Source organism: Caballeronia sp. BCC1704 (genome assembly GCF_902833455.1).
Lineage (GTDB): Bacteria > Pseudomonadota > Gammaproteobacteria > Burkholderiales > Burkholderiaceae > Caballeronia.
Map to the genome: position 1 here is coordinate 126837 of NZ_CADFFT010000004.1, position 23034 is coordinate 149870.

The following is a 23034-nucleotide window of genomic DNA, read 5'->3' on the forward strand; positions in this document are numbered from 1 at the left end:
ATCACAGGTCTTCGGGCGCGAAGCGCAGTTCATAGCCGCGCGCTTCGAGCATGCGCGCGATATCCATTTCCCGGAACGCGCGCTCGGCGATGCTGCGCTTGGTCCGATACTGAATGACCGGCGGATCGATGCCGATGAGCCGCCGCCATTTGCAGTGCTGCCCGAAGAGCGACATCATGTCGACGTCGCGGTGCACGGCCCCGGCATGTTCGATCCCGAAGCGCAGACACATTTCGACCGGCGCGAACCGCAGGCCGACGGCTTCCAGTTCGGGCCGCAGCACGCACGTGAGTTGCACGTCTTCGTTGAGTGCGCAGTTCGTCCATTCCACTTTGAGCGCATCGCCGCCGATCTTGTCGGGCGCGGGAATCGTCATTCGGATCTCGGGATGGTCGATGAGCGCGCGCATCATGCGCCGGCTGCGCAAGCAAAAGCCGCCGTTGATGACCGGCATCACCGTCTGCCCGGGCTTGCCGAGTTCGGCGCTCCACGCGTAGTGCGTGACCCAGCGCGTGCCTTCGCCGGTGTCGATACGACCGACGTGCGCCATCGGGCCGACGTAATCGTAGTCGAGGAAAGCGTCGGTCCAGTTCGCGGTATCGAGCACCCAGCCGTCATCCTGGACGATCAGCGCGAACTCGGTCTCCACGACGCGCCACAGCGCGTACATCATGAACCACGAGTATTCCTGATAATTGAGCGGCGCGATCTTGCGATGCTCGATGCCGGGCGGCAAACTCGCGGGCGCCTGCGGGCTGCACAGCACGGCACGCGCGCCGGGCATCTGGCGCAGGCTCAGCGTGAGCGCATAGACGGCGCGCGTCGCATCGGGCAGCCCCGTCACGGAAACCAGTGTGATCTTGCTGAAGTCTTTCATCGCGTTCCCGCAAAAGCAAAGCGATGAAAATAAGTCGGCGCGCGGCGCGTGACTATCGACGGAGTTCTAGAAACCGCCGTGCTCGGCGAGCCACGCTTCTTCGGCGGGCAGCGTCTCGCGTCCGAGTATCCTGTTCCGATGCGGAAAGCGCCCGAATCGTTCGATGACTTCCGCGTGTCTCAACGCGGAGTCGTAGAAGCTCGCGACGCCCGTGTCGTCGCGCAGTTTCGCGAAAAGGCGCACGGATTCGCGCTGGCTGGCGAGCGTTTCGTCGTGCTCGAACGGCGTGTACACGAACGCGCGGTGACAGTGGCTGGGCATCCGCGAATCATCGCCCTGCTCGACCAGTTTCTTCGCGAGCGTCAGCGCCCGCGCGTCGCCGGCGAACGCGCGCGGCGTGTTGCGATAGCAATTGCGCGAGAACTGATCCAGCACCACGATCAGCGCGAGCGCAGAAAGCGGCTCGCGTGCCCACGCTTCCAGGCCGCCCGCCTGCGCTTCGTCGAGCAGAGCGCCGAAGCGTTCGGTCAGCATGGCGTCGAATGCGCGCTTCTTGGTCCACCACTGCCTGCGCTCGGTGCCGAATTCCGGCGAACCCGGCGCGCCGAACCAGACGTCGAGGACGTCCTGCGCGCGCCGATCGCCGGTCAAGCCGGTCACGACCGTCAAGCCAGTTCCAGCACGAGCCGCCGCGTGCGCGCGCTCTTCTTTTCCAGCTTGGCGATGCGCAGCGTGCCGATTTCGCCGGTATTGCGCACATGCGTGCCGCCGCACGGCTGCAAGTCCACGTTCTCGATGCGCAAGAGCCGCACGCGGCCGAGACCCATCGGCGGCTTCACGGTCATCGTGCGGACCAGTTCGGGGCGCGCAGACATTTCGTCGTCGGTGATCCATTCGGTACGCACGTCGTGCGAACCGCCGACGAGCTCGCGCAGCTTCGCTTCCACTGCTTCGCGCTCGATCGGCTCGACCGTCGCGAGATCGAGCCGCGCGTAATCGGTCGTGATGCTGCAGCCATCGACCGGATACGGCAGCACCGCGCAGATCAGGTGGCTCGCCGTATGCAGCCGCATATGCCGATACCGCCGCTCCCAGTCGATTTCCGCGCTCACTGTGTCGCCTACCTTCAGCTTCGCGAGCGCTTCTTCCTGACCTGGCGCGGGCACATGGACGGCATCGTCGGGCGTCGCGCCTTCGAACTTGGCCTTGCGCGTATCCGCGATGGCGACGACCGTGCCGTCCGCGAGCGTCAGCGTTCCGGCATCGCCCGCCTGCCCGCCGCCGAGCGGATAAAACACGGTCTGGTCCAGATGGATGCCCGCCTCGTCGATGGCGGTGACGGTCGCATCGCAGCGTCTCTGATAAGCGTCTTCGCGAAAGAGCGCGCGTGTAGTCATGACTTCGTGTCCTCGAAAGCCTTGGATGGTCGGTTGATCGCAGATGATGCCGCAAACCGGCGCGGCCTCGCCCGGTACACAACGGGGCGAATCAGCCGGGACGGTTGCGCATCCAGTCGGCCGTATCGAAGAACGACGTGAGCAGGCGCTCGCGCAGCGGCTCGGCGAGGCCGATGTCTTCCATCGCCCACGCCATACAGCGCAGCCATTGATCGCGCTCGCTCGACGCGATGGCGAACGGCAGATGCCGCGCCCGCAGCCGCGGATGCCCGAAGCGGCTGATGTAGTGGTCCGGTCCGCCCATCCAGCCGCACAGGAACCAGAAGGTCTTGTCGCGCGAATTGTCGAGCGTCGGCGGATGCAGCGCGCGAATGCCCGCGAACTCGGGCTCCAGGTCCATCAAATCGTAGAAACGGTCGACGAGCGCGCGCACGCGCTCCTCGCCGCCGATGAGTTCGAACGCGGTCGGCGCGTGTTGTTGATTCGTCGCTTCGTCTTCGGAAGCCGTTTGATTCACTTCGCTCATTGCTTTGCTTTGACTGAAAACTACGCGTCCCGCAGCGATTGCAGCGCCGGGCGCGCCAGCACGCGCCGCAGGCTGAGCCAGCCGCCGAGCCCCGCGCACGCGATGCCCGCGACGACGCCCGCCGGCACGAGCCACGGATTGAAATCGATATGAAACTCGAACACGCGCGACGCGAGCACGTAGCCGATGCCCTGCGCGCCGAGCGCGGCCATGAGGCCCGACAACGCGCCGACCGCGACGAACTCCGCGACCTGCACCGAGCGCACTTGCCGGTGCGACGCGCCGAGCGCGCGCAATAACGCGGACTCGCGCATGCGCTCGTCGCGTGTGCCGGCAAGCGCCGCGTACAGCACGAGCACGCCCGCCGCGAGCGTGAAGATGAAAAGGAACTGCACAGCGCCGATCACCTGCGCGAGCGTGCGCTGAATCTGCGCGAGAATCGGCGCGGTGTCGATAGCCGTGACGTTCGGGTACGCGGCGATCAGGCCGTCGATCATGCGCTGATCGTTCGCGGGCAGATGGAAGCTCGTGATGAAGGTCGCGGGCAAGTCCGCGAGCGCCTCGGGCGGCATCAGCACGAAGAAGTTCACCTTGAACGAATTCCAGTCCACCTTGCGCAGGCTCGTGACGGGCGCTTCCACCGGCAGGCCCGCCACGTCGAAACGCAGCATGTCGCCCATTTTCACGCGGATCGTCTTCGCGATGCCCTCTTCCATCGACACCTGCGGCTTGCCGCTCGTGCCGTACCACGCGCCCTGCGTCACGCGGTTGTCGTCGGGCAGCGCGGTCGTGTAGGAGAGGTTGAACTCGCGGTCCACCAGCCGCTTCGCGTCCGGCTTGTCGTAGCTGTCCGGATTCACCGCTTTGCCGTTGATCGCGACGAGGCGCGCGCGCACCATCGGCGAAAGCACGGCGTCGGGCTGGCCGTGGCCGTGCAGATAGGCGAGCACGCCGTCGCGCTGGTCCGGCTGGATGTCGATCAGAAACTCGTTGGGCGCATCCGGCGGCGTGGCGTCGCGCCATCCCTTGATGAGATCGTTGCGCGTCATGCCGATCAGCAAGAGACACATCAGCCCGATGCCGAGCGCCGTGATCTGCAACGCGCTCGCGCCGCTGCGCCGCTCCAGCGACGCGAGCGCATAGCGCCAGCCGACGCCCGCGCGGCTCCTCTCGCGCCGCACGAAGCGCGCCGCCGCCCACAGCGCCGCCCGCGCGATGACGCCGAAAAGCAGCAGCCCCGCCGCGAACCCGCCCGCGACGATCACGCCGAGCTTCAGCTCGCCCGCCGCGACCACGAGCAGCGCCCCGAACAGCAGCACGCCGACGCCGTACGCCGCATACGCGATACGGCTGGCATCGCCCAGTTCGCGGCGGATCACGTGGACCGGCGGCACGCGCGTCAGCGGCAAAAGCGGCGGCAGCGCGAAGCCGAGCAGCAGCACGAGGCCCATCGCGATGCCTTGCAACGCGGGCCAGACGCTCGCCTGCGGCAACTCGACATCGACGAGCGAACCCAGCGCGTGCAGCAGCACCAGATGCCCGATGAACCCGAGCACGATGCCCGCCACGCTGCCGATCACGCCGATCGCCAGAAATTCGTTGACGAAGAGCGCGCGCAGCGTCCGCTGGCTGACGCCGAGGCAGCGCATCGCGGCGCAGCCGTCCAGATGGCGTCGCGCGAAGCGGTGCGCGGCCATCGCGATGGCGACCGCCGCGAGCAATGCCGTCAGGAGCGAAACGAGCGTGAGAAAGTGGCTCGCGCGGTCGATGGTCTGCCGCACTTGCGGCTGGCCGTCCGACAGCGATTCGAGCGCCACGCCGCGCAGCTTGCCGCCGTCGGTCTTGCCGCGCGCGAATTGCGCGAACCGCTCGACCTGCGCGTCCGGTCCCGCGACGAGCAGCCGGTACGTCACGCGGCTGCCGTAGCCGACCAGCCCCGTTGCGGCGATTTCATCGGCGCGCATCATGAGACGCGGCGAGAAGTTGACGAACGAGAAGCCGCGGTCCATTTCCCGCGTGATGACCGCCGCGACCGTGAACGTGCGCGTGCCGACTTTCACCGCGCCGCCGACTTTTGTCTTCAGCGCGTCGAGCAGCGCGGGATCGACCCAGACGGTGCCGGGCGCGGGAATGCCTTGCGCGGGCGAGTCGGGCGCATCGGGGCCCGGCGCGATGCGCAGCGCGCCGCGCAACGGATAGCCCGGCGTCACGCCCTTGATCGCCGCGAGCCGCGAAAGCGGCGTCTGCCCGGCCGAACTGACCATGCTCGGGAAAATGGTCGTGCCCGCCGTTTCCAGCCCGAGCGCGCGCGCTTCTTGCGCGAACATCGGATCGACCGGGTGATCGGCGCGCACGACGAAATCGGCGGCGATCATCTGGCGGGCGTCGCGGGCAAGCCCCTGCCGCATGCGATCCGCGAGAAAGCCGACGCTCGACAACGCGGCGACGGCCAGCACGAGCGCGAGCAACAGCATCGTGAGTTCGCCCGCGCGCCAGTCGCGCGCGGTCATGCGCCACGACTGGCGCACGGTCTGGAGGAAGCCGAGTCGGGCGCCCGGATGCGTGTGGTGCGCTGCGTGCGGTCCTTGCGACGCCTTGGCCGCCGGTTTGTCGTTGGCCGCGGTGCTCAATCGTGCTTGCTCCGCAGTCGGCTGATCGGGTTATGCGTGCCCGGCAGCATATGCTTGGCCATGCGCGACACGCCGCCGTGCACGCCGCGCACGAGACGCGGCAGCGCCCAGCCGGCCACCACCAGAAACGCGATCAGCATGACGAGGAACAGCAGCGGCACGAAGAACGCGAGCACGAGGCCGAGCGTCGCGCCGACGTCTTCGGTGGCGGATGCCGCCCAGTTCGACACCGGCTCCGGCGAAAGATTGATGAGCGCGCGCGTGCCCGCCTTCGCGAAATGCGACGCTCCGGCGAGCGTGCCGCCCGCGAGCGCGGCGACGGTGAGCAGCGTCGGATCGGCGTGGCCGAGCGAGCCCGCCGCGAGCACGGCGCCCGCCGGAATGCGAATGAACGTATGAATGGCGTCCCACAAGGAATCCAGCGCGGGGATCTTGTCGGCGAGAAATTCCACGAACGCGAGGAACGCCGCCGCGCCGATCACCCACGGCGAAGCGAGCACGGCGAGCGTATCGGGCAGATGAATGACGCCCATGCGGGCGAACAGGCCGGCGACGAAGACCGTGAGGTACAGGCGCAGCCCGCTCGCCCATGAAAGGCCCGCAGCGAGCGAAAGTGATTCCAGCATTGCCGCCTCCTTGTTGCGCCAGCCGCGCGCTTAAGGCCACGGCTCGATGCTGTACCGGCTGAAACAATCGGCCCGCTTCCGCTGATCGGAGCGTGACCGACAAATGCCGCGACGCGGGCGCGCGTAAGATGGAACCGCCAGCCTCCCGCCGCGAAAACCGCAACCGCACGCGAGGCGCCCGTCAAACTGACTTCAGATCATTATATCCACGCAAAAAGCCCGCGGTGAGCGCGTGGTGCCCGAGCGGCCAAGCGATTGCCGTTCCCGCGCCTTTCAGTGCCCCGACGTGAGCTTGAGTCCGATCAAGCCCGCGATGATGAGCACCGCGCTCACGATGCGCGCCGCCGACACCGCCTCGCCCATGAACACGATGCCGAACACGAACGCGCCGACCGCGCCGATGCCGGTCCACACCGCATACGCGGTGCCGAGCGGCAACTGGCGCATGGCGAGCGCGAGCAGCACGAAGCTGCCGATGGCCGTCACGAGTGTGAACACGGACGGCCCGAGCTTGGTGAAGCCGTCGGACGACTTGAGCCCGGCCGCCCACGCGACTTCCAGCAGACCGGCAATGAAGAGAAGAATGCAGGACATCGGGTCACTCCCATAAGAATGGGGCCGTCCCCAATGAGTCGATGCGCGTCCCGGTCGTCCGGCACGCGGTTAGCTGATGAGCGCGAGGTCGAAATTGTAGCAAAGGGGTCATGCGCGCCGCGTGTCCCGCCCCGGCAAACGGTGTATTAAAGGACGACCAAGGACGACGCGCGCACTTTCGCATCGTTTCACGCAAACGTTGCAAGAATCGCCAAGGAGCGTTCATGCATATCGACCCGGTTCTGCTCTCGCGCTTTCAATTTGCGTGGGTCATCGCGTTTCATATCTTGCTGCCGGCTTTCACCGTCGGGCTCGCCTGTTTCATCGCCACGCTGGAAGTCAACTGGTGGATCACCAAGCGCGATGTCTACCGGCGGCTGTCGGCGTTCTGGCTCAAGATCTTCGCGGTGTCGTTCGGCATGGGCGTGGTGTCGGGCATCGTGATGCCGTTTCAGTTCGGCACCAACTGGAGCCGCTACGCCGACCGCACCGCGAACGTCGTCGGCCCGCTGATGGGCTACGAAGTGCTGACCGCGTTCTTCCTGGAATCGGCGTTTCTCGGCGTGCTGCTGTTCGGCCGCAAGCTCGTGCCGCAGTGGGCGCACGTGATGTCCGCGCTGTTCGTCGCGCTCGGCACGCTCATCTCGTCGTTCTGGATTCTCGCCGTCAATAGCTGGATGCAGACGCCGCAAGGCTACCGCCTCATGCCCGACGGCCGCTTCGAAGTGGTCAGCTTCTTCGACGTGATCTTCTCGCCGTCGTTTCCGTTCCGGCTGAGCCACACGGTGAGCGCGTTCCTCGTGACCACCGCCTTCGTCATTCTCGGCGTCGGCGCCATGTACATGCGTCAGGGCCGCGCGATCGAGGAAAGCCGCGTGATGCTCAAGATGTCGCTGATCTTCCTGATCATCATGGTGCCGGTGCAGATGGTGCTCGGCGACGCCCACGGCCTCAACACGCTCAAGCATCAGCCGGCCAAGCTCGCAGCGATGGAGGCGCTATGGGAATCGGGCTCGCGCGTGCCCGCCAATCTTTTCTCCATTCCGGATCAGGACGAAGAGCGTAACCACTTCGAAATCTCCGTGCCGGTGCTCGGCAGCATCTATCTGACGCACGATCCGAACGGCTACGTGCGCGGGCTCAAGGACTTTCCGCGCGAGGACCGCCCGCCTGTCGCGGTCGTGTTCTTCGCGTTCCACATCATGGTCGGCATCGCGATGCTGATGCTCGCGATCGTGCTGTCGGGCATTGTGCTCTTCGCGCGCGGCAAGCTGGAACGCAGCCGGCGATGGCTGCGCGCGGCCACGTTCGCGATGCCGCTCGGCTTCATCGCCGTGCTCGCCGGGTGGACGACGACCGAAGCCGGCCGGCAGCCGTGGACCGTGTACGGCGTGCTGCGCACCCGCGATTCGGTGACGCCCTCGCTCACCACCGGCGATGTCGGGCTCTCGTGGCTGCTCTACGTGCTCGCGTACGCCGTGATCTTCGGCTCGGGATATATCCTCTTGCGGCGTCTGGTGCGCATCGGTCCGTCCGAAGCCACGCAAGGCCACGAGAACGAACTGCTTCAGCCGAAGACGCGCGCGGCGCGGCCGCTTTCGGCGGTATCGTCGAGCGGCGACACGTCGCGGCAAACGGCGGATGTCGCGCCGAGCGACGACATCGTGCCGCCGCGCCGGCCGCACTAGCCATCCTGACAACCGGAGAACGCGATGCTCGATCTCGTGCCGCTGTGGGCCGCCATTCTCGCGCTGGCCGTGTTCATGTACGTGCTGCTCGACGGCTTCGATCTCGGCGTCGGCATGCTCTTTCTGCTGCGCCGCGACCACGACGAGCGCAACTTGATGATCAACTCCGTCGCGCCCGTCTGGGACTTCAACGAAACGTGGCTCGTGCTCGGCGGCGGCGGACTGTTCGCGGTGTTTCCGCTCGCCTACGCGATCATCGTGCCGGCCGTCTATTTCCCGATTCTCTTCATGCTGCTCGGGCTGATCTTTCGCGGCGTGGCGTTCGAATTCCGCGAAGTCGTCGGCGCGCGCAAGTGGCTGTGGGATCGCGCGTTCGCATACGGGTCGCTGCTCGCCACGTTCTCGCAGGGCATCGTGCTCGGCATGTTCATTCAGGGCTTTCCGATCGTGGGCCGGCAATACTCGGGAACGAGCTGGGACTGGCTCGCGCCGTTTCCGCTCCTGGTCGGCGTCGGCCTGATATTCGGCTACGCGCTGCAAGGCTCGACGTGGCTCGTGCTCAAGACCGAAGGCGACTTGCAGGCGTGGGGCCGCAAGATGGCGCGCTTCGCGCTCATCGGCGTGCTGGCGTTCATTCTGCTCATCAGCTTGTGGACGCCGCTGAAAGACGCGCGCATCGCGGCGCGCTGGTTCGGCTTTCCGATGGCCTTCGCGTTCGCGCCGGTGCCGTTGCTCACGGCCTTTCTCGCGTGGAAGCTCTGGTCGAGCCTCTCAAAAGGCCGCGAAGTGCTGCCCTTCGTCTGCTCGATGGGCCTTTTCTTCCTCGCGTTCACGGGGCTCGTCATCAGCCTGTGGCCGTTCATCGCGCCGCCTTCCGTGACGCTATGGGACGCGTCGGCCGCGCCGATCACGCATCAGTTCTTTCTGATCGGAACGCTGTTCCTGCTGCCGGTGCTGATGATCTACGTGACATGGTCGTACTGGGTGTTTCGCGGCAAGGTGCGCAGCGACATCGGCTATCACGTGGAATGACAGCGGCATCGCGCGTCAGAGCTTTTGCGCGACCGCGAGCGAGAGAATGCGCGTCCACTTGCGGGCTTCTGCGCGGTCGGTCATCGGCAGACGCCATTGGGCGTGAGCCTTGTCGGCGACATCGAGGACGACGTGCCACCCGCCGCGCGCGCCATCCTGCGCCATCTGCGCGTCGCGCAAGTCCGCGAAGATGTAGTGGCCGGTCGCCTCGCCTATGCGCACGTCCAGCAGGCGCTTGCCAGCGGCGAGCCGCACGCCGCCCCAGTCGCGCTTCAGTTCGTGCGTCCAGTTGGTGGCGTCGCCCTTCACGCGTGGCAGATTCGGCGCGATTTCGCGACGCCGCGCGAGCCAGTACGCGATGCCCGCCGCGACCGCCGCCGCCACGATCACCGCGACGCCGACGGCCACGCCCAGCCCGAAGCGCGCATCGAGCGCGTCGAAGGACCACACCGCGCCGTAGATCAGCGCCGCCAGCGCGATGAGCGCGAGAACGATCGGCATGACGGCTACCCTTTGCGAGCGAACGAAGCGGCCGCCATCACTGTGCCTTGTGCTTCGCGTTCCAGTCGCGCAGCGCCTGCAGCGTGTTCGCGACGTGCTGATCCGGCGACAGGCTCGTGTATTCGTAGATGACCTTGCCGTCCGGCGCGATCACGTACGACACGCGGTTGGCCATCGAGCTCTTGAACGGCAATGCGGCGTCGTATGCGCCGATGATCTTCGCGTCGGTGTCGGCCGCGACCGGGAACTTGCTGCGGCATTCGCTCACTGAAAAACGCTGCAGCGTGCCGATATCGTCGTGCGACACGCCGATCACCGTCGCGCCCTGCGCCTTGTATTGATCCACCGCTTCGGCGAACTCGTGCGCCTCGATCGTGCAGCCCTTCGTGAAAGCCGCCGGATAGAAGTACAGCACAACCGGGCCTTTCTTTAGCGCGTCCGCGAGCGAGTAGTCGAAGACGTTGCCGCCGAGCGACGCCTGCGTGACGAACGGCGGCGCGACATCGCCCGGCTTGAGGGTGGCGCGCGCCATCAACGGATACGCCGCGACCGCGCATGCGATCAAGCCCGAAAGCGCCACGCCTGCCATCTTCGTTCTTCTTTTCATGCGGATGTCTCTCCGTGACCGGTTGGTGCGGCGTTCAGTCGAGCCGCTGTTCGCTGAACCACGCGGCCGCTTCGACCTGAAGCGAAGCCAGAAGCGCGGGCGTCAGCGCGTCGAGCGCCGGATCGGCGAGCCGGCGCGCGTCGATCGCTTCGATATCCCCGCGCTCAGTCGCCCGCGCGATGCCGAGCAGCGCGCCCAGTTCGCCCTTGCCGGCCAAAATGGCCGAGCGGATATCGGCGGCCAGATGCAGCTTATCGACAATTTCGGCCGGCTGCAGATCCACCACCACATGCACGAGCGAAAAAATGCCGGTCATGAACGCGGCATCCGAGAACGCTTCATCCGATGGACGCAGCGCATTCGCCGCCAGTTCCATGAAGCGCGCGCGCGTGCCGACGAGTTGCAGGAGCGGATCCGAGCGCCACGGCAGGCCGCTGCCGTCCGCGTACAGCAGCAGTTGCGTCCAGCGCATCAACTGGCGCGTGCCGGCGGCGGCCATGGCTTCCTTCAGCGACGACACGTTGCGTCCGCGCGCATGGGCGCTCGAATTGGCGAGGCGCATGAGTTGCAGCACGATATCCGGATTGCGCTTCAGTTCCACTTCGAGCTCGCGCAGGCCGGGATCGCTGCCGAGCACGGCCAGAAGCCGCAGCAGCGTGCCGCGCGCCGGGCTCGCGCGCCGCGCCGACAGCACTTGCGGCCGCGCGAAGAAGTAGCCCTGAAAGAGATCGAAGCCGAGTTCGCGCGCCTCTGTGAAGTCCTCGTGCGTCTCGACCTTTTCCGCGACGAGCAGCTTGCCGTGCTTCTTCACGAGCGCCGTCAGTTCGCGCAACTGCGAGCGCTCGGCGGCGAGCAGGTCCACTTTGACGATATCGACCGATGGCAGCGCGGCGAGCAATGCATCGTCGAGGCGCGTCACGTCGTCCAGCGCGAAGCGAAAGCCGTCGCGGCGCAACTGCGCGCATCGCTTGAAGAGCGCGTCGTCGAACTCGATGTTCTCCAGCAATTCGAGCACGAATCGCTCGGGCTGCATGAGATGCACGATGTCGTCGAAGATCAACTCGCGGCTCATGTTCACGTAGCCGGGATGCAGGCCCAGCACGGCCGGCACGCCGATCTCGCCGACCGTGCGCGCGACGACATGCGCGGTCGCCTGCACGTCGTCATCGACGCGAGCGCGGTTTTCGGGGCTATCGCGGAAGAGGAGCTCGTAGGCGGCGAGCGCGCCCGCGCCGTCGAGAATCGGCTGGCGGCCGACATAGACGCTCGGCTCGCGTCGCGCGCGCAGTTTCAGCGAAGAATCGGGCATGACGGGAACCGAATGAGAGCGACGAATCCGTCAGGCAGGACAGCGAGTGCGGGCGCAAAGGTTTGCGCCGACGCCGGCACGTGAGCGGTCTCGAAGCCGCAACGACCTGCTCGGGCCGGCGATAAAAGACAATCGATCATGAAGCGTAACGTGTGCGACAAATTCCCGAATCGGGCGACCGTAACGCGGAACGCCCGCCGCATGGCGACCGGGGCCGGGGCGTTTCCGCCGGAAACGCGCACTGTAACCGAAAATCGCCATGCGTCCATCTTTTACGCCAAGCGCGCAACGGCCGCGCCGGGCGTTTTCCCTGATTGCCGGCGGCGTCTCGGGCCAGAGCGCCATGCAGCGGCATGACGGTTAAAGAATTTCGCTGAACCGCCGATAACTCGCCTGATAGAGCGTGCCGCGCGTCATGCCGACGCGCCGAACGCCGAGCCGCTCGAAGCGGTAATCGCGCGCCGCCGAAGCATCCGACGATCAGCTTGAGCGTCGACCATCGGCCGCGCGCCGCCGCGAGAACCTTAACTGACCATGCAAGCGAACCGGACCTCCGTCTCCCGCCGCGCACCCTGGCGCATCGCGCTCGATGTGCTTTGCCGCGCATGGAGACCCGCCGCGCGAGACGACCGCGATCCGCACGAGCACGACGCTGGGTCGCCGACGTCCGCGTCCTCTGCGGCTCACGGCGTAAGCATCGCGGGCAAGCCCGCCGCCGCGCTCGAAGCGACGCTCGGCGCGGTCGATTTCCTCGCGCATGTGGACGACGCGCTGCGCTTTCAGTACGTGTCGCATGCGAGCATCGACTTCATCGGCTATCACCACGACTACCTGAGCATGCTGACGCTGCACGATCTCGTGCCGTCCGAGGAAGCGGGCGAACTGGACGCGCTCGTCGCCCGCGCGCGCGCAAGCGGCCAGCTCGAATGCGCGACGCTCAACCTCGTGAAGTCGCTCACTTACCCGATCTGCGTCGAGCTGCGGCTTCTGGCGACCGCCTCGCAAGGCACGCCCGGCTTCGCGCTCGCCGCGTTCGACGTGTCGCGCTGGCGTGAACGCGAAGCGTCGCTGACGCACGCGCTGCATCACGATCCGCTCACCGGCCTCGAGAACGCGACCGCGCTTCAGGCGGCGGTGACCGCGATGCAGACCGAAGCGGAACGCACGCGGACGCATACGGCGCTCGTCCTGCTGGATATCGACGACTATCAGCGCATCAACCGCGCGCTCGGCTCCGAGGCCGGCGACGACATGCTGCGCGAAACCGCGCGCCGCATTCAGCACACGGCCACGCACGGCGAGCGCGTGGCGCGCGTCGCCGGCGACGAGTTCGCCCTGCTGCTGCCCGCGGGCGCGACCGCCGAAGCCGCCGAGAATCTCGCGCGCCGGCTCTTGACCGCGATCGCGCAGCCGTACCGGTATCGCGGGCAGCACACGCATTTGTCGGCGAGCATCGGCGTGGCGTTGTATCCGGACCACGCCGTGAAAGACGGCGCGACGGCGAAATCCGGCGTGCAGGCGAGCCTGCTGCGCATGGCCGATCTCGCGCTCGCGCAGGCGAAGGCCGCGGGCGGCAACACGCTCGTCGTCCATACGCTCGACGACGATCCCGCCGACGCGGAACGCCTGAAGCTCGAAGCCGACCTATACGAGGCCGTGCGCAACGGCGAGTTCTCGCTCTTTTTCCAGCCGATCACGAAGATCCGCACGGGCGCGGTCGTCGGCGTGGAAGCGCTGATGCGCTGGCATCATCCGGTGCATGGGCTCGTGCCGCCGTCGACCTTCATTCCCCTCGCGGAGTCCATCGGTCTCATCAACTATCTCGGCAACTGGGTGCTGAAGGCGGCGTGCATGCAGCTCGTGCAGTGGGACGCCATCGGCATCCGGCTCGATTACGTGTCGGTGAACGTGTCGCCGCGGCAGTTCCGCGACAAGCGCTTCCTGGCCGCGGTGAAGGAAGCCATCGCACTCACGGGCATCGATGCCAAGCGGCTCGTGTTCGAGATCACCGAAAGCCTGCTGATGCAGGACCCGGAAGAAGCGACGCGCCTGCTCGAAGCGCTGCGCGCGCTCGGCATCCGCTTTGCCGTGGACGACTTCGGCACCGGCTATTCGAGCCTCGCCTATCTGCAACGGTTTCCGCTCGCGAAGCTCAAGATCGACCGCAGCTTTGTCGAAAACCTGATTACGTCGCGCAACAACCGCGCGATCGTGAGCGCGGTGGTCGGGCTCGCGCAGTCGCTCGGACTGGAACTCGTCGCGGAAGGCGTCGAGACCGAGGCGCAGCGGGACTTGCTCGCCGAAATGGGCTGCGACCACATACAGGGCTGGCTGATCAGTCAAGCCATGCCGTCGGACGAACTCGCGCGTTCGTTCCAATCGAGTTCGCTCGTGCTGCACGAGACAATATGAGCGTACGAATGTTCGTGTTCTAATCGAAGAGCGCGCCTTAACGCCCTGAATCCGTGTATCTTCCGGGGCTGGCCGCTGAATGAATGGATCGGGCAGAGCCGCTTCGGGTTAGCCGTTGCGCTACAACAGGTTTTTTTACGCATGGCACGCACCAAGGCCGAACTACTGGACAAGTTGTGGGGGCGCATGAGCGAGCGCGGGGACTTCCCGATGCTTTCGCAGGCGCTGCGCACGACCGTGTCCGCGATGAGCGACGACGACCTCGACTTCACTGCGCTCGTGCAAGTCGTGCTGTCGGACTTCGGGCTCACGCAGAAGGTGCTGCGGCTCGCCAATTCCGCGATGTACATGGCTTTCGGCGGCAACATCACGACCGTCACGCGGGCGCTGATGGTGCTCGGCATGGACGCGGTCGGCCATCTCGTCGTCGGACTCAAGCTCGTCGACCACTTTCATCAGAGCGCGCCGCGCCGCATCGACGCCAAGCTCGAACTCAACCGCACGCTGCTTTCGGGCACCGTCGCCCGGCAAGTGACGGAGCGCATCGACCTCCGTTCAGCGGAAGAAGCGGTGGTCTGCACGCTGATGCGGCAGATCGGCAAGCTGCTCGTCGCGTTCTATCTCGAACACGAGTGGGACCAGTTGCGCCGCAAAGCGGCCACCGAGAACATCAGCGACAGCAGCGCGTGCGCCGCGCTGCTCGGCGTGACGTTCGAGGAAATCGGCATCGAGGCGGCGGACCGCTGGCGTCTGCCGGAAACGATCCGCGCCGGCATGCGCGCGAGCGACCCGACCGCGCCGCCGGATGAAACCGTGCCGAAGCACGTGCGCTGGCTACAGGCCGTCACCAACTATTCGACCGAAGTAGCCGATGCGCTCACCGCGCAGAACGTCGCGGCGGGCGGGCGCGAATCGATGCTCGTCGATATCGCCGAGCGCTACAGCGGCGCACTCAATGCGGATGCGGAAACCCTCGCGTCGATGAGCCTTGCGCTCGCGAGCGAGGACAGCGGCGACGGCGTGATGCGCGAGATCGTCGAATTGCAGGCGAACGCGGACGCCATGGCGCGGGCGAGCGTATCGGCGGAGGCGCGCATCGGCGCGAGTCTTGCCGACTTGCGCTCGCTGCCGTCGAAAAACGCGCTTTCACCGGTGCTCGCGCTGGCGTCGGAGGCGGTGCTCGCGGGGCTCGGTCTTTCGCGCACGGTCGTCTTCGTGCGCCAGGCCAACAATGAATTCCAGGCGCGTCTCGGCATGGGCGCGGGCATCGAGCCGATGCTTTCTTCGCTTTCTTTTAGCGCTGAGTTCCGGCCCGATGTGTTCCATCTCGCGATCACGAATCCAGTCGGCATCTTCATCGAGAATGCGCACGATCCGCGGATCGACGCGCGGCTGCCGCGCTGGTACAAGGAGACGCTCGGCGAGGCGCAGGCTTTCGTGCTGCTGCCCGTGAAGTCGAAGGATTCGACTGTCGCGCTCGTTTATGGCGACTGGACGGTGGGGCAGCATGTGCACAAGATTTCTCCCCAAGAGATGGGGGCGCTCAATGAGCTCACACGGGAGCTTAGCCGTTTCTTTTCCAATGCTGATTGGAAGGAAGTTGAGTTGATCTGAGCTTTTGTTTTTCTCGTTGCTCTTTGTTCTCGCCGCGCTCTTTCGTCGGGGAACTTGTTTTTGTATCGGTCTATTTGCGTTGCCCCTCCCCGGGGCGGGGGTCACTTTCTTTGCTGCTGCAAAGAAAGTAACCAAAGAAAGCAGCTTTTTCTTGGCCCAAAGCATTGATCGTGTGGTCACTCCGCAGAAAGACATTGGCACTCAGCTTGAAACAGCCCTGAATCACCCTCCACGCCCACTGAACACCCACGTCCTCCGAGCCCCTTGGCTCGTCAAAACCATCTTATGCTTCGCATCACTGAACAATTACTTCAACGAATAGCCGTAGCCGTAGCCGCAGTCGTAGCCGTAGTTTTAGTCGTAGCCGTTGCCACAGCCGCAAGTCGTAAGTCGCAAGTCGTAAGCGGCCACGGGCAGCTATAGGCGCAACCGCGGCCGAGCCGGCACCTACGCGCCGGTGTTAATGCTGATTAGAACGGTTGTCTCGCAACCTTTGGTCGTTGGGCTGACGCGGCTTGCCGAGACTTGAATACGTGGCAGAGCCGTCGTTTGAAGATGGTTTTGACGAGCCAAGGGGCTCGGAGGACGTGGCGGTCAGCGGGCGTGGAGGGTGATTCAGGGCTGATTCAAGCTGAGTGCCAATGCTTTTCTGCGGAGTGCACCTTCATTTGAAACCGCGGGCGAAAAAGCTGCTTTCTTTGGTTACTTTCTTTGCAGCAGCAAAGAAAGTGACCCCCGCCCCGGGGAGGGGCAACGCTAATAGACCGACGCGAAATCAAGTTCCACGACGAAAGAGAAGTTCATCTAAGCAAGCATGAAGCGCCCTCGCCCTGGGCAAGAGCAAGGGCAAGGCCAACAACAGAAAGAACGCTCAAGCTAACTGAAACTTCCCAACAAGCCCCTTAAGCGCGCGCGCTTGATCATCGAGCGATTGCGCCGCAGCCGCCGCCTGCTCGACGAGCGCGGCGTTCTGCTGCGTCCCGGCGTCCATTTGCGAAACGGCGTGTCCGATCGCCTCGATGCCCGACTTCTGCTCGGCCGAAGCCGCCGAAATCTCGCCCATGATGTCCGTCACGCGTCGCACGGCGCGCACCACTTCCTCCATCGTCGCGCCCGCCTCCTGCGCATAGGTCGAGCCATCCGACACGCGCGAAACCGACGTGTCGATCAACGTCTTGATCTCCTTCGCCGCCGCCGACGACCGCTGCGCCAGAGCGCGCACTTCCCCCGCCACGACCGCGAAGCCGCGTCCCTGCTCGCCCGCGCGCGCCGCTTCCACAGCCGCGTTCAGCGCGAGAATGTTCGTCTGAAACGCAATGCCCTCGATCACGCCGATGATGTCGCCGATGCTCTTCGCGCTCGCATCGATGCGCTCCATCGTCTCGACCACGCGGCCCACCACCTTGCCGCCCTTCTCCGCGATCTCTGACGCATTGTGCGCGAGCGTCGTCGCCTGCATCGCGTTATCGGCGTTCTGGCGCACCGTCGACGTCAGTTGCTCCATGCTGGCCGCCGTCTTCTCCAGCGCGACCGCCTGCTCTTCCGTGCGGCGCGACAGATCCACGTTGCCCGTCGAGATTTCGCTCGACGCCGACGCGATCGCCTCCGCGCTCGCCGCAATGTCGCCGACCGTCGCCGACAAGCCCGACTGCATTTCTGACAACGCGTAGAGCATGCTGGCGTCGTCGCGGCGCTTGAGGCGAATCGGATACGCGAGGTCGCCCGACGCGATGCGGCTCGCGATCTCCTTCGCATAACCGGGCTCGCCGCCGAGTTGTCCGGACAGACGCCGCACGACCCATTCGCTGACGATGATCGCGAGCACGAAGAGCGCAATCGTCAGCACCGACACCATCACGAACGACGAATGGAAGATGAACGCGGCGGCGTCGATGGTCGCTTTCGCGGCGGCGCCCCGGCGCGCCACGAGTTCATCGACCATTTTCTCCAGCTTGCTGGTTTCGACGAGCAGCGAGACGTCCTGCATGCCGACTTGCCAGTTCATCTGCGAGAGATCGAGCGGCTGCTCCTTCACGAGCTTGACGAAGCCGCGCAGGTTGCCGCTCCACGTCGCGAGCGCGGCGGAAAAGCGCTTCTGTTGCCCGAGCGCGTCAGTGTCCGCATGGTCGATGTACTGCGCCAGTTGCGCCTGCTCCTTGCCGATCTCGGTCAGCGCGTGTTCGATCTCGTTGCCGAGGTCGTCGCGTTCCTTCGCCGTCGATGCGGTAAGCAGCATCTTCTGCGAACGGCTCGCGCGCAGCAGGTAGCCGCGCGTTTCTTCGGCCGCGCGGCTCGCGACATAGCCTTGCGTGTAGATGGACTCGGTCGCGCCGTTGAGCCGGCTGATCTGCGTGAGCGCAATCGCGCCGATGCCGAGCGTGCCCGCCAGAACGAGGCCGAACGCGAGGCGCAACGTCGCCTTCACGGACAGCGCGCGCTTCGAAGCCGTCTTGTGTCCTGCGCCTGCCGCCTGTCCCGAAGCGGCGTTCGGCATCAGGCCGGCGCCTCGCGCGGCGCGTAGCGGAAAGAGTCTCATCATGTATCCCCGTGTGATTTTCTTCGAACGGTACGCCCGCTCTACGGGACGCCCACATCGCTGGTCTACGGCATAAGCCTCGTTTTCTTTAGCGCAGTGCGTACGGCCGTTCGGTGCCCGGCGATTCTTATAACCGGCCAAAATTCGTTTGTTCCGACGATTCGCGTCCCATCGCCCGCGACGTGTCCGATTCTCGACAAACCTTGGCATGACAACGCAAGCAAGCCACCCTACACTTGACACACATTCGGTCGCGCATGAATCGCGCGCAGATCAACGAATCCGACACCACCGCTTTCTTTCCTCCCTCAACCATGCAAACGAGTATCGACAAAAGCGCTTTCCCGAGTTCGGGCGGCGCGTCGGCAGTGAATGCGGCCAGCGCGTCGAACGCGGCACCCGTGCCGGCGCCGCGCACCGTGTATTCCGTGCTGGGCGCCATCAGCTTCTCGCATCTGCTCAACGACATGATTCAGTCGCTGATTCTGGCGATCTACCCCATGTTCAAGAGCGAGTTCGCGCTCACGTTTGGGCAGATCGGCCTGATCACGCTGACCTATCAGATCACCGCGTCGCTGCTACAACCGATCGTCGGGCTGTACACGGACAAGCACCCGAAGCCGTATTCGCTGCCCGTCGGAATGGGCTTCACGCTGTCCGGTCTCCTGCTGATGTCGATCGCGGGCAACTTCGGCACGCTGCTGATCGCGGCGGCGCTGGTGGGCTGCGGATCGTCGGTGTTCCATCCCGAATCGTCGCGGGTGGCGCGCATGGCTTCGGGCGGCAAGCACGGCCTTGCGCAGTCGCTGTTTCAGGTGGGCGGCAACGCGGGCTCGTCGCTCGGGCCGCTGCTTGCCGCGCTCGTCGTCATTCCGCACGGCCAGCGCTCGATTGCGTGGTTCTCGGCGGCCGCGCTGCTCGCGATGGTCGTGCTCGCGAACATCGGCCGCTGGTACAAGCGTCATCCGGCGGTCAAGAAAGGTCGCGGGAAAGCGGCGCACGCGGCGCTGCCGCGCGAGAAGGTCGTGATGGCGATGAGCGTGCTCGTCCTGCTCGTCTTTTCGAAGTACTTCTACCTTGCCAGCATCACGAGCTATTTCACGTTCTATCTGATCAGCAAGTTCGGCATATCGGTGCAGGCCGCGCAGATTCACCTGTTCGTGTTCCTCGCGGCGGTCGCGGCGGGCACGATCATCGGCGGGCCGGTGGGCGACAAGGTCGGACGCAAGGCGGTGATCTGGGTATCGATTCTCGGCGTCGCGCCGTTCACCTTGCTGATGCCGTATGTGAACCTGTTCTGGACCGGCGTGCTGTCGGTGGTGATCGGGCTCGTGCTGGCGTCGGCGTTCTCGGCGATTCTGGTCTACGCGCAGGAACTGATTCCCGGCAAGGTCGGCATGGTCGCGGGCCTGTTCTTCGGCTTCGCGTTCGGCATGGGCGGCGTCGGCGCGGCGGTGCTCGGGCATCTCGCGGATGTGACGAGCATCGATTATGTGTACAAGCTCTGTGCGTTCCTTCCGTTGATCGGCGTGTTGACGGTGTTGCTGCCTAAGACGCACGACGCGAAGGCTTGAGCCTCGTGCTTCGGTAGAACGCCCGGTCATGGAAACGTGATCGGGCGTTTGTCTTTGCGAGCAGGCTCAACGACAGGTGATGATCAGCTTCCTGTAGCCATTCTCGACGATAGGCTCCTGCGCCTGACATCGGGATACGGGCGTCGAGAGCTTTTGCGAAAGCAGTATCGTGTTGCCATATCCGCACGACAGCCAGACGCCGTGCTCGTTCTCGGCGGCGACGAATCGCCAGTTGTAAGACCTTCGGCCGTTGACCGTCGTGATCTCCGGCTTCAAATCATGCCGTTGCTCCGGCGGCCCGATCGTCACGACGACGTCCTGAACCGAAAGCGTCGTGCGCCGTTGCTGCAGCTGCCATCCGTCCGGCGCATCGGTGATGACGGCGGGCTGCATCGTCACGCGCGCAGGGCACGCGATCTCGACGGCGCCGGCGGCGGCCGACGCCGCCAGCGATGCAGCGCCGATCACTGCACGCAGCCAATGCCTGCTGCACGATTTCACGCTCGTCCTCATTCGATGATGGAGAACGCGTCGGCGTTATTGCTCGGGTCCACGTATCTGCCGTTTTTCAGCCGGCCTTTCCGACAGACGGCGCGCGACGAGACCACCGGCTTGTTGTCCTCGTCGTTCGCCCATTGATCCATCACCCAGATGCAATGTCCGTCGCTGCGCAGGAAGAACGCGGCGTGATTGCCGTGCGGGTGGCTCCGGTATTCGCCTTTGACGAAGGTTGCGATGGCCGTGCCGACCGGGATCAACGGGGTATCCATCACCGGTGTCCCTTCCCGCCAGAGCGCGGTGGCGGGCGCGTGCGCATAGTGCTTGACCAGATCGACGCACTGGTGCGATCCGACCATGTCGGTGCCTTCCAGGTTGGCTGCGTCGGAATATCGGTATGACATGGAGACCCTCCTTTGAAAAGGTCTCCTGATCGTATGCGCCACCGCATCAGGCAATATCGCCCGCGAGCGTTAAATTGCGGCATCGTTTGCGGAAGATCAATGCCGCGTGTCTGCCTCATCGCTTGCCGGATGCTTCCAGCGCCGCCCTGATCTGCGCAAGCGCGCTAGCGTCCTCGATAGTCGGCAGCTCGCCGGGATCGCGGCCTTCGGCCAGCGCGGCAATCGCGCGGCGCAGCAGCTTGCCCGATCGCGTCTTCGGCAGCATCGAGACGAAATGCACGCGCGCTGGACGCGCAATCGCGCCGAGCTGCGTATCGACCGCGTGGCACAACTCCGCTTCCATGCCTTCGCGCGCGCCCGGCGCATTGATGCGATCGGCATCGCGCAGCACGACGAACGCCTTCGCCGTCTGGCCCTTGAGCGCATCCGTCACGCCGACGACCGCCACTTCCGCGACCGCCGCGTGCGCCGACAACGCCTCCTCGATCTCGCGCGTGCCCAGTCGATGCCCCGCCACGTTGATCACGTCGTCGGTGCGCCCGAGTATCGACACGTAGCCGTCCTCGTCCTGCACGCCCCAGTCGAACGTCGAATAGACCATCTGGTTCGGCACGCTGCGCCAGTACGTCTCGACAAAGCGCCGGTCGTCGCCCCACACGGTCTGCATGCAGCCCGGCGGCAGCGGATAGCCGAGCGTCACGACGCCCTTTTCGCCCGGCGCGCACGGCTCGCCGGTCAGCTCGTTGCGCAGTGTCAGGTTGAAGCCCATCGACGGCACGCCCGGCGAGCCGAGCTTCGACGGCAATTGTTCGATGCCGCGCGGTATGGCCAGCATCGGCCAGCCGGTTTCCGTCTGCCAGTAGTTGTCGATCACGGGCTTCTGCAACGCGCTCTGGATCCATTGCGCGGTGGGCTCGTCGAGCGGCTCGCCCGCCAGAAAGAGCGTGCGCAGGCTCGACAAATCGTATTTCTGCATCAGCGCCGGATCCTGCTTCTTCAGGACGCGGATCGCGGTGGGCGCGGTGAACATCAGGTTGATCTTGTGCTGCTCGACGAGCCGCCACCAGATGCCGCCGTCCGGACGAACGGGCGTGCCTTCGTACATGACGGTCGTCAGTCCCGCAATCAGCGGCGCATAAATGATGTAGCTATGCCCCACGACCCAGCCGATGTCCGATGCCGTGAACATCGTGTCGCCGGCCGCGCCCTGAAAGATATGGTCCATCGACGCCGCGAGCGCGACCGCATAGCCGCCGACATCGCGCTGCACGCCCTTCGGCTTGCCCGTGGTGCCGGACGTGTAGAGCACATAGGACGGCTCGTTGGATTCGAGCCATTCGCAGGGAACGTGGGCGTCGAAGAATTGCTCGCGCAGCGGCTCGTAGGCGACCAGATAGCTCGCCTGAAGGCGCTCGGGCGCAAGCTGCCGGTCGATGAGAAGCACCTGCGGCACCTTGAATTCGGCGCGCGACAAGGCTTCGTCGACGAGCGGCGTGTAGTCGATCACCTTGCCCGCGCGCGCGCCCGCATCGGCGGTGACGATCAGCGTGGGCTCGGCATCATCGATGCGCGCCGCGAGATTCGGCGCCGCGAAGCCGCCGAACACGACCGAGTGGATCGCGCCGATGCGCGCGCACGCGAGCATCGCGAACAACGCCTCGGGGATCATCGGCAGATAGATGAGCACGCGGTCGCCCTTCTTGACCGACAGCGAGCGCATAACGGCGGCCATGCGGTTCACTTCCGCGTGCAGCTCGGCATAGGTGTAGCGACGCTCGATGCCCGTTTCCGTCGAGACATAGACGAGCGCGTCCTGCTGCGCGCGCGAGGCGAGATGGCGATCGACCGCGTTATGGCACAGGTTCGTGCGCCCGCCGACGAACCATCGCGCGAACGGCGGATTGCTCGCATCGAGCACCTGTTCGAACGGCGTCTGCCAATGAATGCGGCGGGCCTGTTCGGCCCAGAACGCTTCGGGCTCTTCGATCGACTGGCGATACGCTTCTCGGTAAGTCGGCATGCGCGTCCTCTGCAAGATGCAATGCGGGGCGAGTCGCGGCTTGGCGACTCGCACCACAGCATAGAGCAGCGGACGAACGGCTGCCTAGAGAGGGCGCGCCCTGATCGTCTCAGCGACGTGTCATCGGACGATGCGATCGACACGGTTGCGAGCGGCTTTGGGCGCATGATTGCCGAGCGCGGCGCTGAT

Annotated in this window: 19 protein-coding genes; 5 read left to right on the plus strand and 14 right to left on the minus strand. The window is 65.4% G+C overall.

Annotated features, from left to right (window positions below; translation table 11 throughout):
• Window position 1: 1 nt before the first annotated feature.
• The 7 genes from HWX53_RS20315 to sugE form a co-directional block, all read right to left on the minus strand.
• Window positions 2–877 (minus strand): DUF5672 family protein, encoded by an 876-nt coding sequence (locus tag HWX53_RS20315; protein ID WP_175944262.1) that lies wholly within the window; start codon window positions 875–877, stop codon window positions 2–4.
• A gap of 66 nt (window positions 878–943) precedes the next feature.
• Window positions 944–1546 (minus strand): DUF924 family protein, encoded by a 603-nt coding sequence (locus HWX53_RS20320; protein WP_175944264.1) that lies wholly within the window; start codon window positions 1544–1546, stop codon window positions 944–946.
• Entirely contained in the window at window positions 1543–2274 is a 732-nt protein-coding gene (locus HWX53_RS20325) for an alanyl-tRNA editing protein (protein WP_175944266.1), read from the minus strand. Before HWX53_RS20325 ends, HWX53_RS20320 begins: the two co-directional genes overlap by 4 nt.
• 91 nt (window positions 2275–2365) lie before the next feature.
• Window positions 2366–2800: a group II truncated hemoglobin gene (locus HWX53_RS20330; RefSeq protein ID WP_175944268.1), complete on the minus strand. Its 435-nt coding sequence runs from the start codon at window positions 2798–2800 to the stop codon at window positions 2366–2368.
• Window positions 2801–2820: 20 nt separating this feature from the next.
• The gene (locus tag HWX53_RS20335) at window positions 2821–5310 is read right to left on the minus strand and encodes an FtsX-like permease family protein (RefSeq protein WP_244140223.1); all 2490 of its coding nucleotides are present in this window, start codon (window positions 5308–5310) and stop codon (window positions 2821–2823) included.
• 116 nt (window positions 5311–5426) lie between these two features.
• Entirely contained in the window at window positions 5427–6056 is a 630-nt protein-coding gene (locus HWX53_RS20340; protein WP_175944272.1) for a DUF4126 domain-containing protein, read from the minus strand.
• Window positions 6057–6329: 273 nt separating this feature from the next.
• The gene (gene sugE, locus HWX53_RS20345; RefSeq protein ID WP_175944274.1) at window positions 6330–6650 is read right to left on the minus strand and encodes a quaternary ammonium compound efflux SMR transporter SugE; all 321 of its coding nucleotides are present in this window, start codon (window positions 6648–6650) and stop codon (window positions 6330–6332) included.
• 224 nt (window positions 6651–6874) lie between these two features.
• Here sugE and HWX53_RS20350 point away from each other — a divergent pair, with 224 nt between their 5' ends.
• Window positions 6875–8338: a cytochrome ubiquinol oxidase subunit I gene (locus tag HWX53_RS20350; protein WP_175944276.1), complete on the plus strand. Its 1464-nt coding sequence runs from the start codon at window positions 6875–6877 to the stop codon at window positions 8336–8338.
• Window positions 8339–8362: 24 nt separating this feature from the next.
• The gene (gene cydB / locus HWX53_RS20355) at window positions 8363–9370 is read left to right on the plus strand and encodes a cytochrome d ubiquinol oxidase subunit II (protein WP_175944278.1); all 1008 of its coding nucleotides are present in this window, start codon (window positions 8363–8365) and stop codon (window positions 9368–9370) included.
• A 15-nt stretch (window positions 9371–9385) separates the two neighbouring features.
• Here the strand turns inward: cydB and HWX53_RS20360 are convergent, their stop codons facing one another.
• The 3 genes from HWX53_RS20360 to HWX53_RS20370 are packed head-to-tail and all read right to left on the minus strand — an operon-like array spanning window position 9386 to window position 11787.
• A complete protein-coding gene (locus HWX53_RS20360) occupies window positions 9386–9871 on the minus strand; it encodes a hypothetical protein (protein WP_175944280.1) in 486 nt (161 codons plus the stop codon).
• Window positions 9872–9908: 37 nt separating this feature from the next.
• Window positions 9909–10478: a peroxiredoxin gene (locus HWX53_RS20365; RefSeq protein WP_175944282.1), complete on the minus strand. Its 570-nt coding sequence runs from the start codon at window positions 10476–10478 to the stop codon at window positions 9909–9911.
• 34 nt (window positions 10479–10512) lie between these two features.
• Window positions 10513–11787: an EAL domain-containing protein gene (locus HWX53_RS20370; protein ID WP_175944284.1), complete on the minus strand. Its 1275-nt coding sequence runs from the start codon at window positions 11785–11787 to the stop codon at window positions 10513–10515.
• 534 nt (window positions 11788–12321) lie between these two features.
• On the opposite strand from HWX53_RS20370, the gene HWX53_RS20375 reads away from it, so the two are divergent.
• On the plus strand, window positions 12322–14199 hold the full coding sequence (locus HWX53_RS20375) for a bifunctional diguanylate cyclase/phosphodiesterase (RefSeq protein ID WP_175944286.1): 1878 nt from the start codon (window positions 12322–12324) through the stop codon (window positions 14197–14199).
• A gap of 141 nt (window positions 14200–14340) precedes the next feature.
• Complete coding sequence (locus HWX53_RS20380; RefSeq protein WP_175944288.1) at window positions 14341–15813, plus strand: HDOD domain-containing protein; 1473 nt, start codon at window positions 14341–14343, stop codon at window positions 15811–15813.
• A gap of 871 nt (window positions 15814–16684) precedes the next feature.
• Here the strand turns inward: HWX53_RS20380 and HWX53_RS20385 are convergent.
• Window positions 16685–18349, minus strand: coding sequence for a methyl-accepting chemotaxis protein (locus HWX53_RS20385; protein ID WP_175945228.1), 1665 nt, complete (start codon window positions 18347–18349; stop codon window positions 16685–16687).
• 314 nt (window positions 18350–18663) lie between these two features.
• On the opposite strand from HWX53_RS20385, the gene HWX53_RS20390 reads away from it, so the two are divergent.
• Complete coding sequence (locus HWX53_RS20390; RefSeq protein ID WP_244140206.1) at window positions 18664–19923, plus strand: MFS transporter; 1260 nt, start codon at window positions 18664–18666, stop codon at window positions 19921–19923.
• Between the two features lie 66 nt (window positions 19924–19989).
• On the opposite strand, the gene HWX53_RS20395 is transcribed toward HWX53_RS20390, so the two are convergent.
• From HWX53_RS20395 to HWX53_RS20405, 3 genes are all read right to left on the minus strand, one after another.
• On the minus strand, window positions 19990–20424 hold the full coding sequence (locus HWX53_RS20395; protein ID WP_175944293.1) for an STY0301 family protein: 435 nt from the start codon (window positions 20422–20424) through the stop codon (window positions 19990–19992).
• Between the two features lie 8 nt (window positions 20425–20432).
• Window positions 20433–20825 carry a BPSL0067 family protein gene (locus HWX53_RS20400; protein ID WP_175944295.1) on the minus strand — a complete coding sequence of 131 codons (393 nt, stop codon included), beginning with the start codon at window positions 20823–20825 and terminating at the stop codon, window positions 20433–20435.
• A 115-nt stretch (window positions 20826–20940) separates the two neighbouring features.
• Window positions 20941–22845: a propionate--CoA ligase gene (locus HWX53_RS20405; RefSeq protein WP_175944297.1), complete on the minus strand. Its 1905-nt coding sequence runs from the start codon at window positions 22843–22845 to the stop codon at window positions 20941–20943.
• Window positions 22846–23034: the final 189 nt, after the last annotated feature.

What these genes read in the sequence shown, in the direction of transcription:
- HWX53_RS20315 (WP_175944262.1), bottom strand. Translation starts at nt 877, where the DNA reads ATGAAAGACTTCAGCAAGATCACACTGGTTTCCGTGACGGGGCTGCCC.
- HWX53_RS20325 (WP_175944266.1), bottom strand. Translation starts at nt 2,274, where the DNA reads ATGACTACACGCGCGCTCTTTCGCGAAGACGCTTATCAGAGACGCTGC.
- HWX53_RS20330 (WP_175944268.1), bottom strand. Translation starts at nt 2,800, where the DNA reads ATGAGCGAAGTGAATCAAACGGCTTCCGAAGACGAAGCGACGAATCAA.
- HWX53_RS20335 (WP_244140223.1), bottom strand. Translation starts at nt 5,310, where the DNA reads ATGACCGCGCGCGACTGGCGCGCGGGCGAACTCACGATGCTGTTGCTC.
- HWX53_RS20340 (WP_175944272.1), bottom strand. Translation starts at nt 6,056, where the DNA reads ATGCTGGAATCACTTTCGCTCGCTGCGGGCCTTTCATGGGCGAGCGGG.
- sugE (WP_175944274.1), bottom strand. Translation starts at nt 6,650, where the DNA reads ATGTCCTGCATTCTTCTCTTCATTGCCGGTCTGCTGGAAGTCGCGTGG.
- HWX53_RS20350 (WP_175944276.1), top strand. Translation starts at nt 6,875, where the DNA reads ATGCATATCGACCCGGTTCTGCTCTCGCGCTTTCAATTTGCGTGGGTC.
- cydB (WP_175944278.1), top strand. Translation starts at nt 8,363, where the DNA reads ATGCTCGATCTCGTGCCGCTGTGGGCCGCCATTCTCGCGCTGGCCGTG.
- HWX53_RS20360 (WP_175944280.1), bottom strand. Translation starts at nt 9,871, where the DNA reads ATGCCGATCGTTCTCGCGCTCATCGCGCTGGCGGCGCTGATCTACGGC.
- HWX53_RS20365 (WP_175944282.1), bottom strand. Translation starts at nt 10,478, where the DNA reads ATGAAAAGAAGAACGAAGATGGCAGGCGTGGCGCTTTCGGGCTTGATC.
- HWX53_RS20370 (WP_175944284.1), bottom strand. Translation starts at nt 11,787, where the DNA reads ATGCCCGATTCTTCGCTGAAACTGCGCGCGCGACGCGAGCCGAGCGTC.
- HWX53_RS20375 (WP_175944286.1), top strand. Translation starts at nt 12,322, where the DNA reads ATGCAAGCGAACCGGACCTCCGTCTCCCGCCGCGCACCCTGGCGCATC.
- HWX53_RS20380 (WP_175944288.1), top strand. Translation starts at nt 14,341, where the DNA reads ATGGCACGCACCAAGGCCGAACTACTGGACAAGTTGTGGGGGCGCATG.
- HWX53_RS20385 (WP_175945228.1), bottom strand. Translation starts at nt 18,349, where the DNA reads ATGAGACTCTTTCCGCTACGCGCCGCGCGAGGCGCCGGCCTGATGCCG.
- HWX53_RS20390 (WP_244140206.1), top strand. Translation starts at nt 18,664, where the DNA reads ATGCAAACGAGTATCGACAAAAGCGCTTTCCCGAGTTCGGGCGGCGCG.
- HWX53_RS20400 (WP_175944295.1), bottom strand. Translation starts at nt 20,825, where the DNA reads ATGTCATACCGATATTCCGACGCAGCCAACCTGGAAGGCACCGACATG.
- HWX53_RS20405 (WP_175944297.1), bottom strand. Translation starts at nt 22,845, where the DNA reads ATGCCGACTTACCGAGAAGCGTATCGCCAGTCGATCGAAGAGCCCGAA.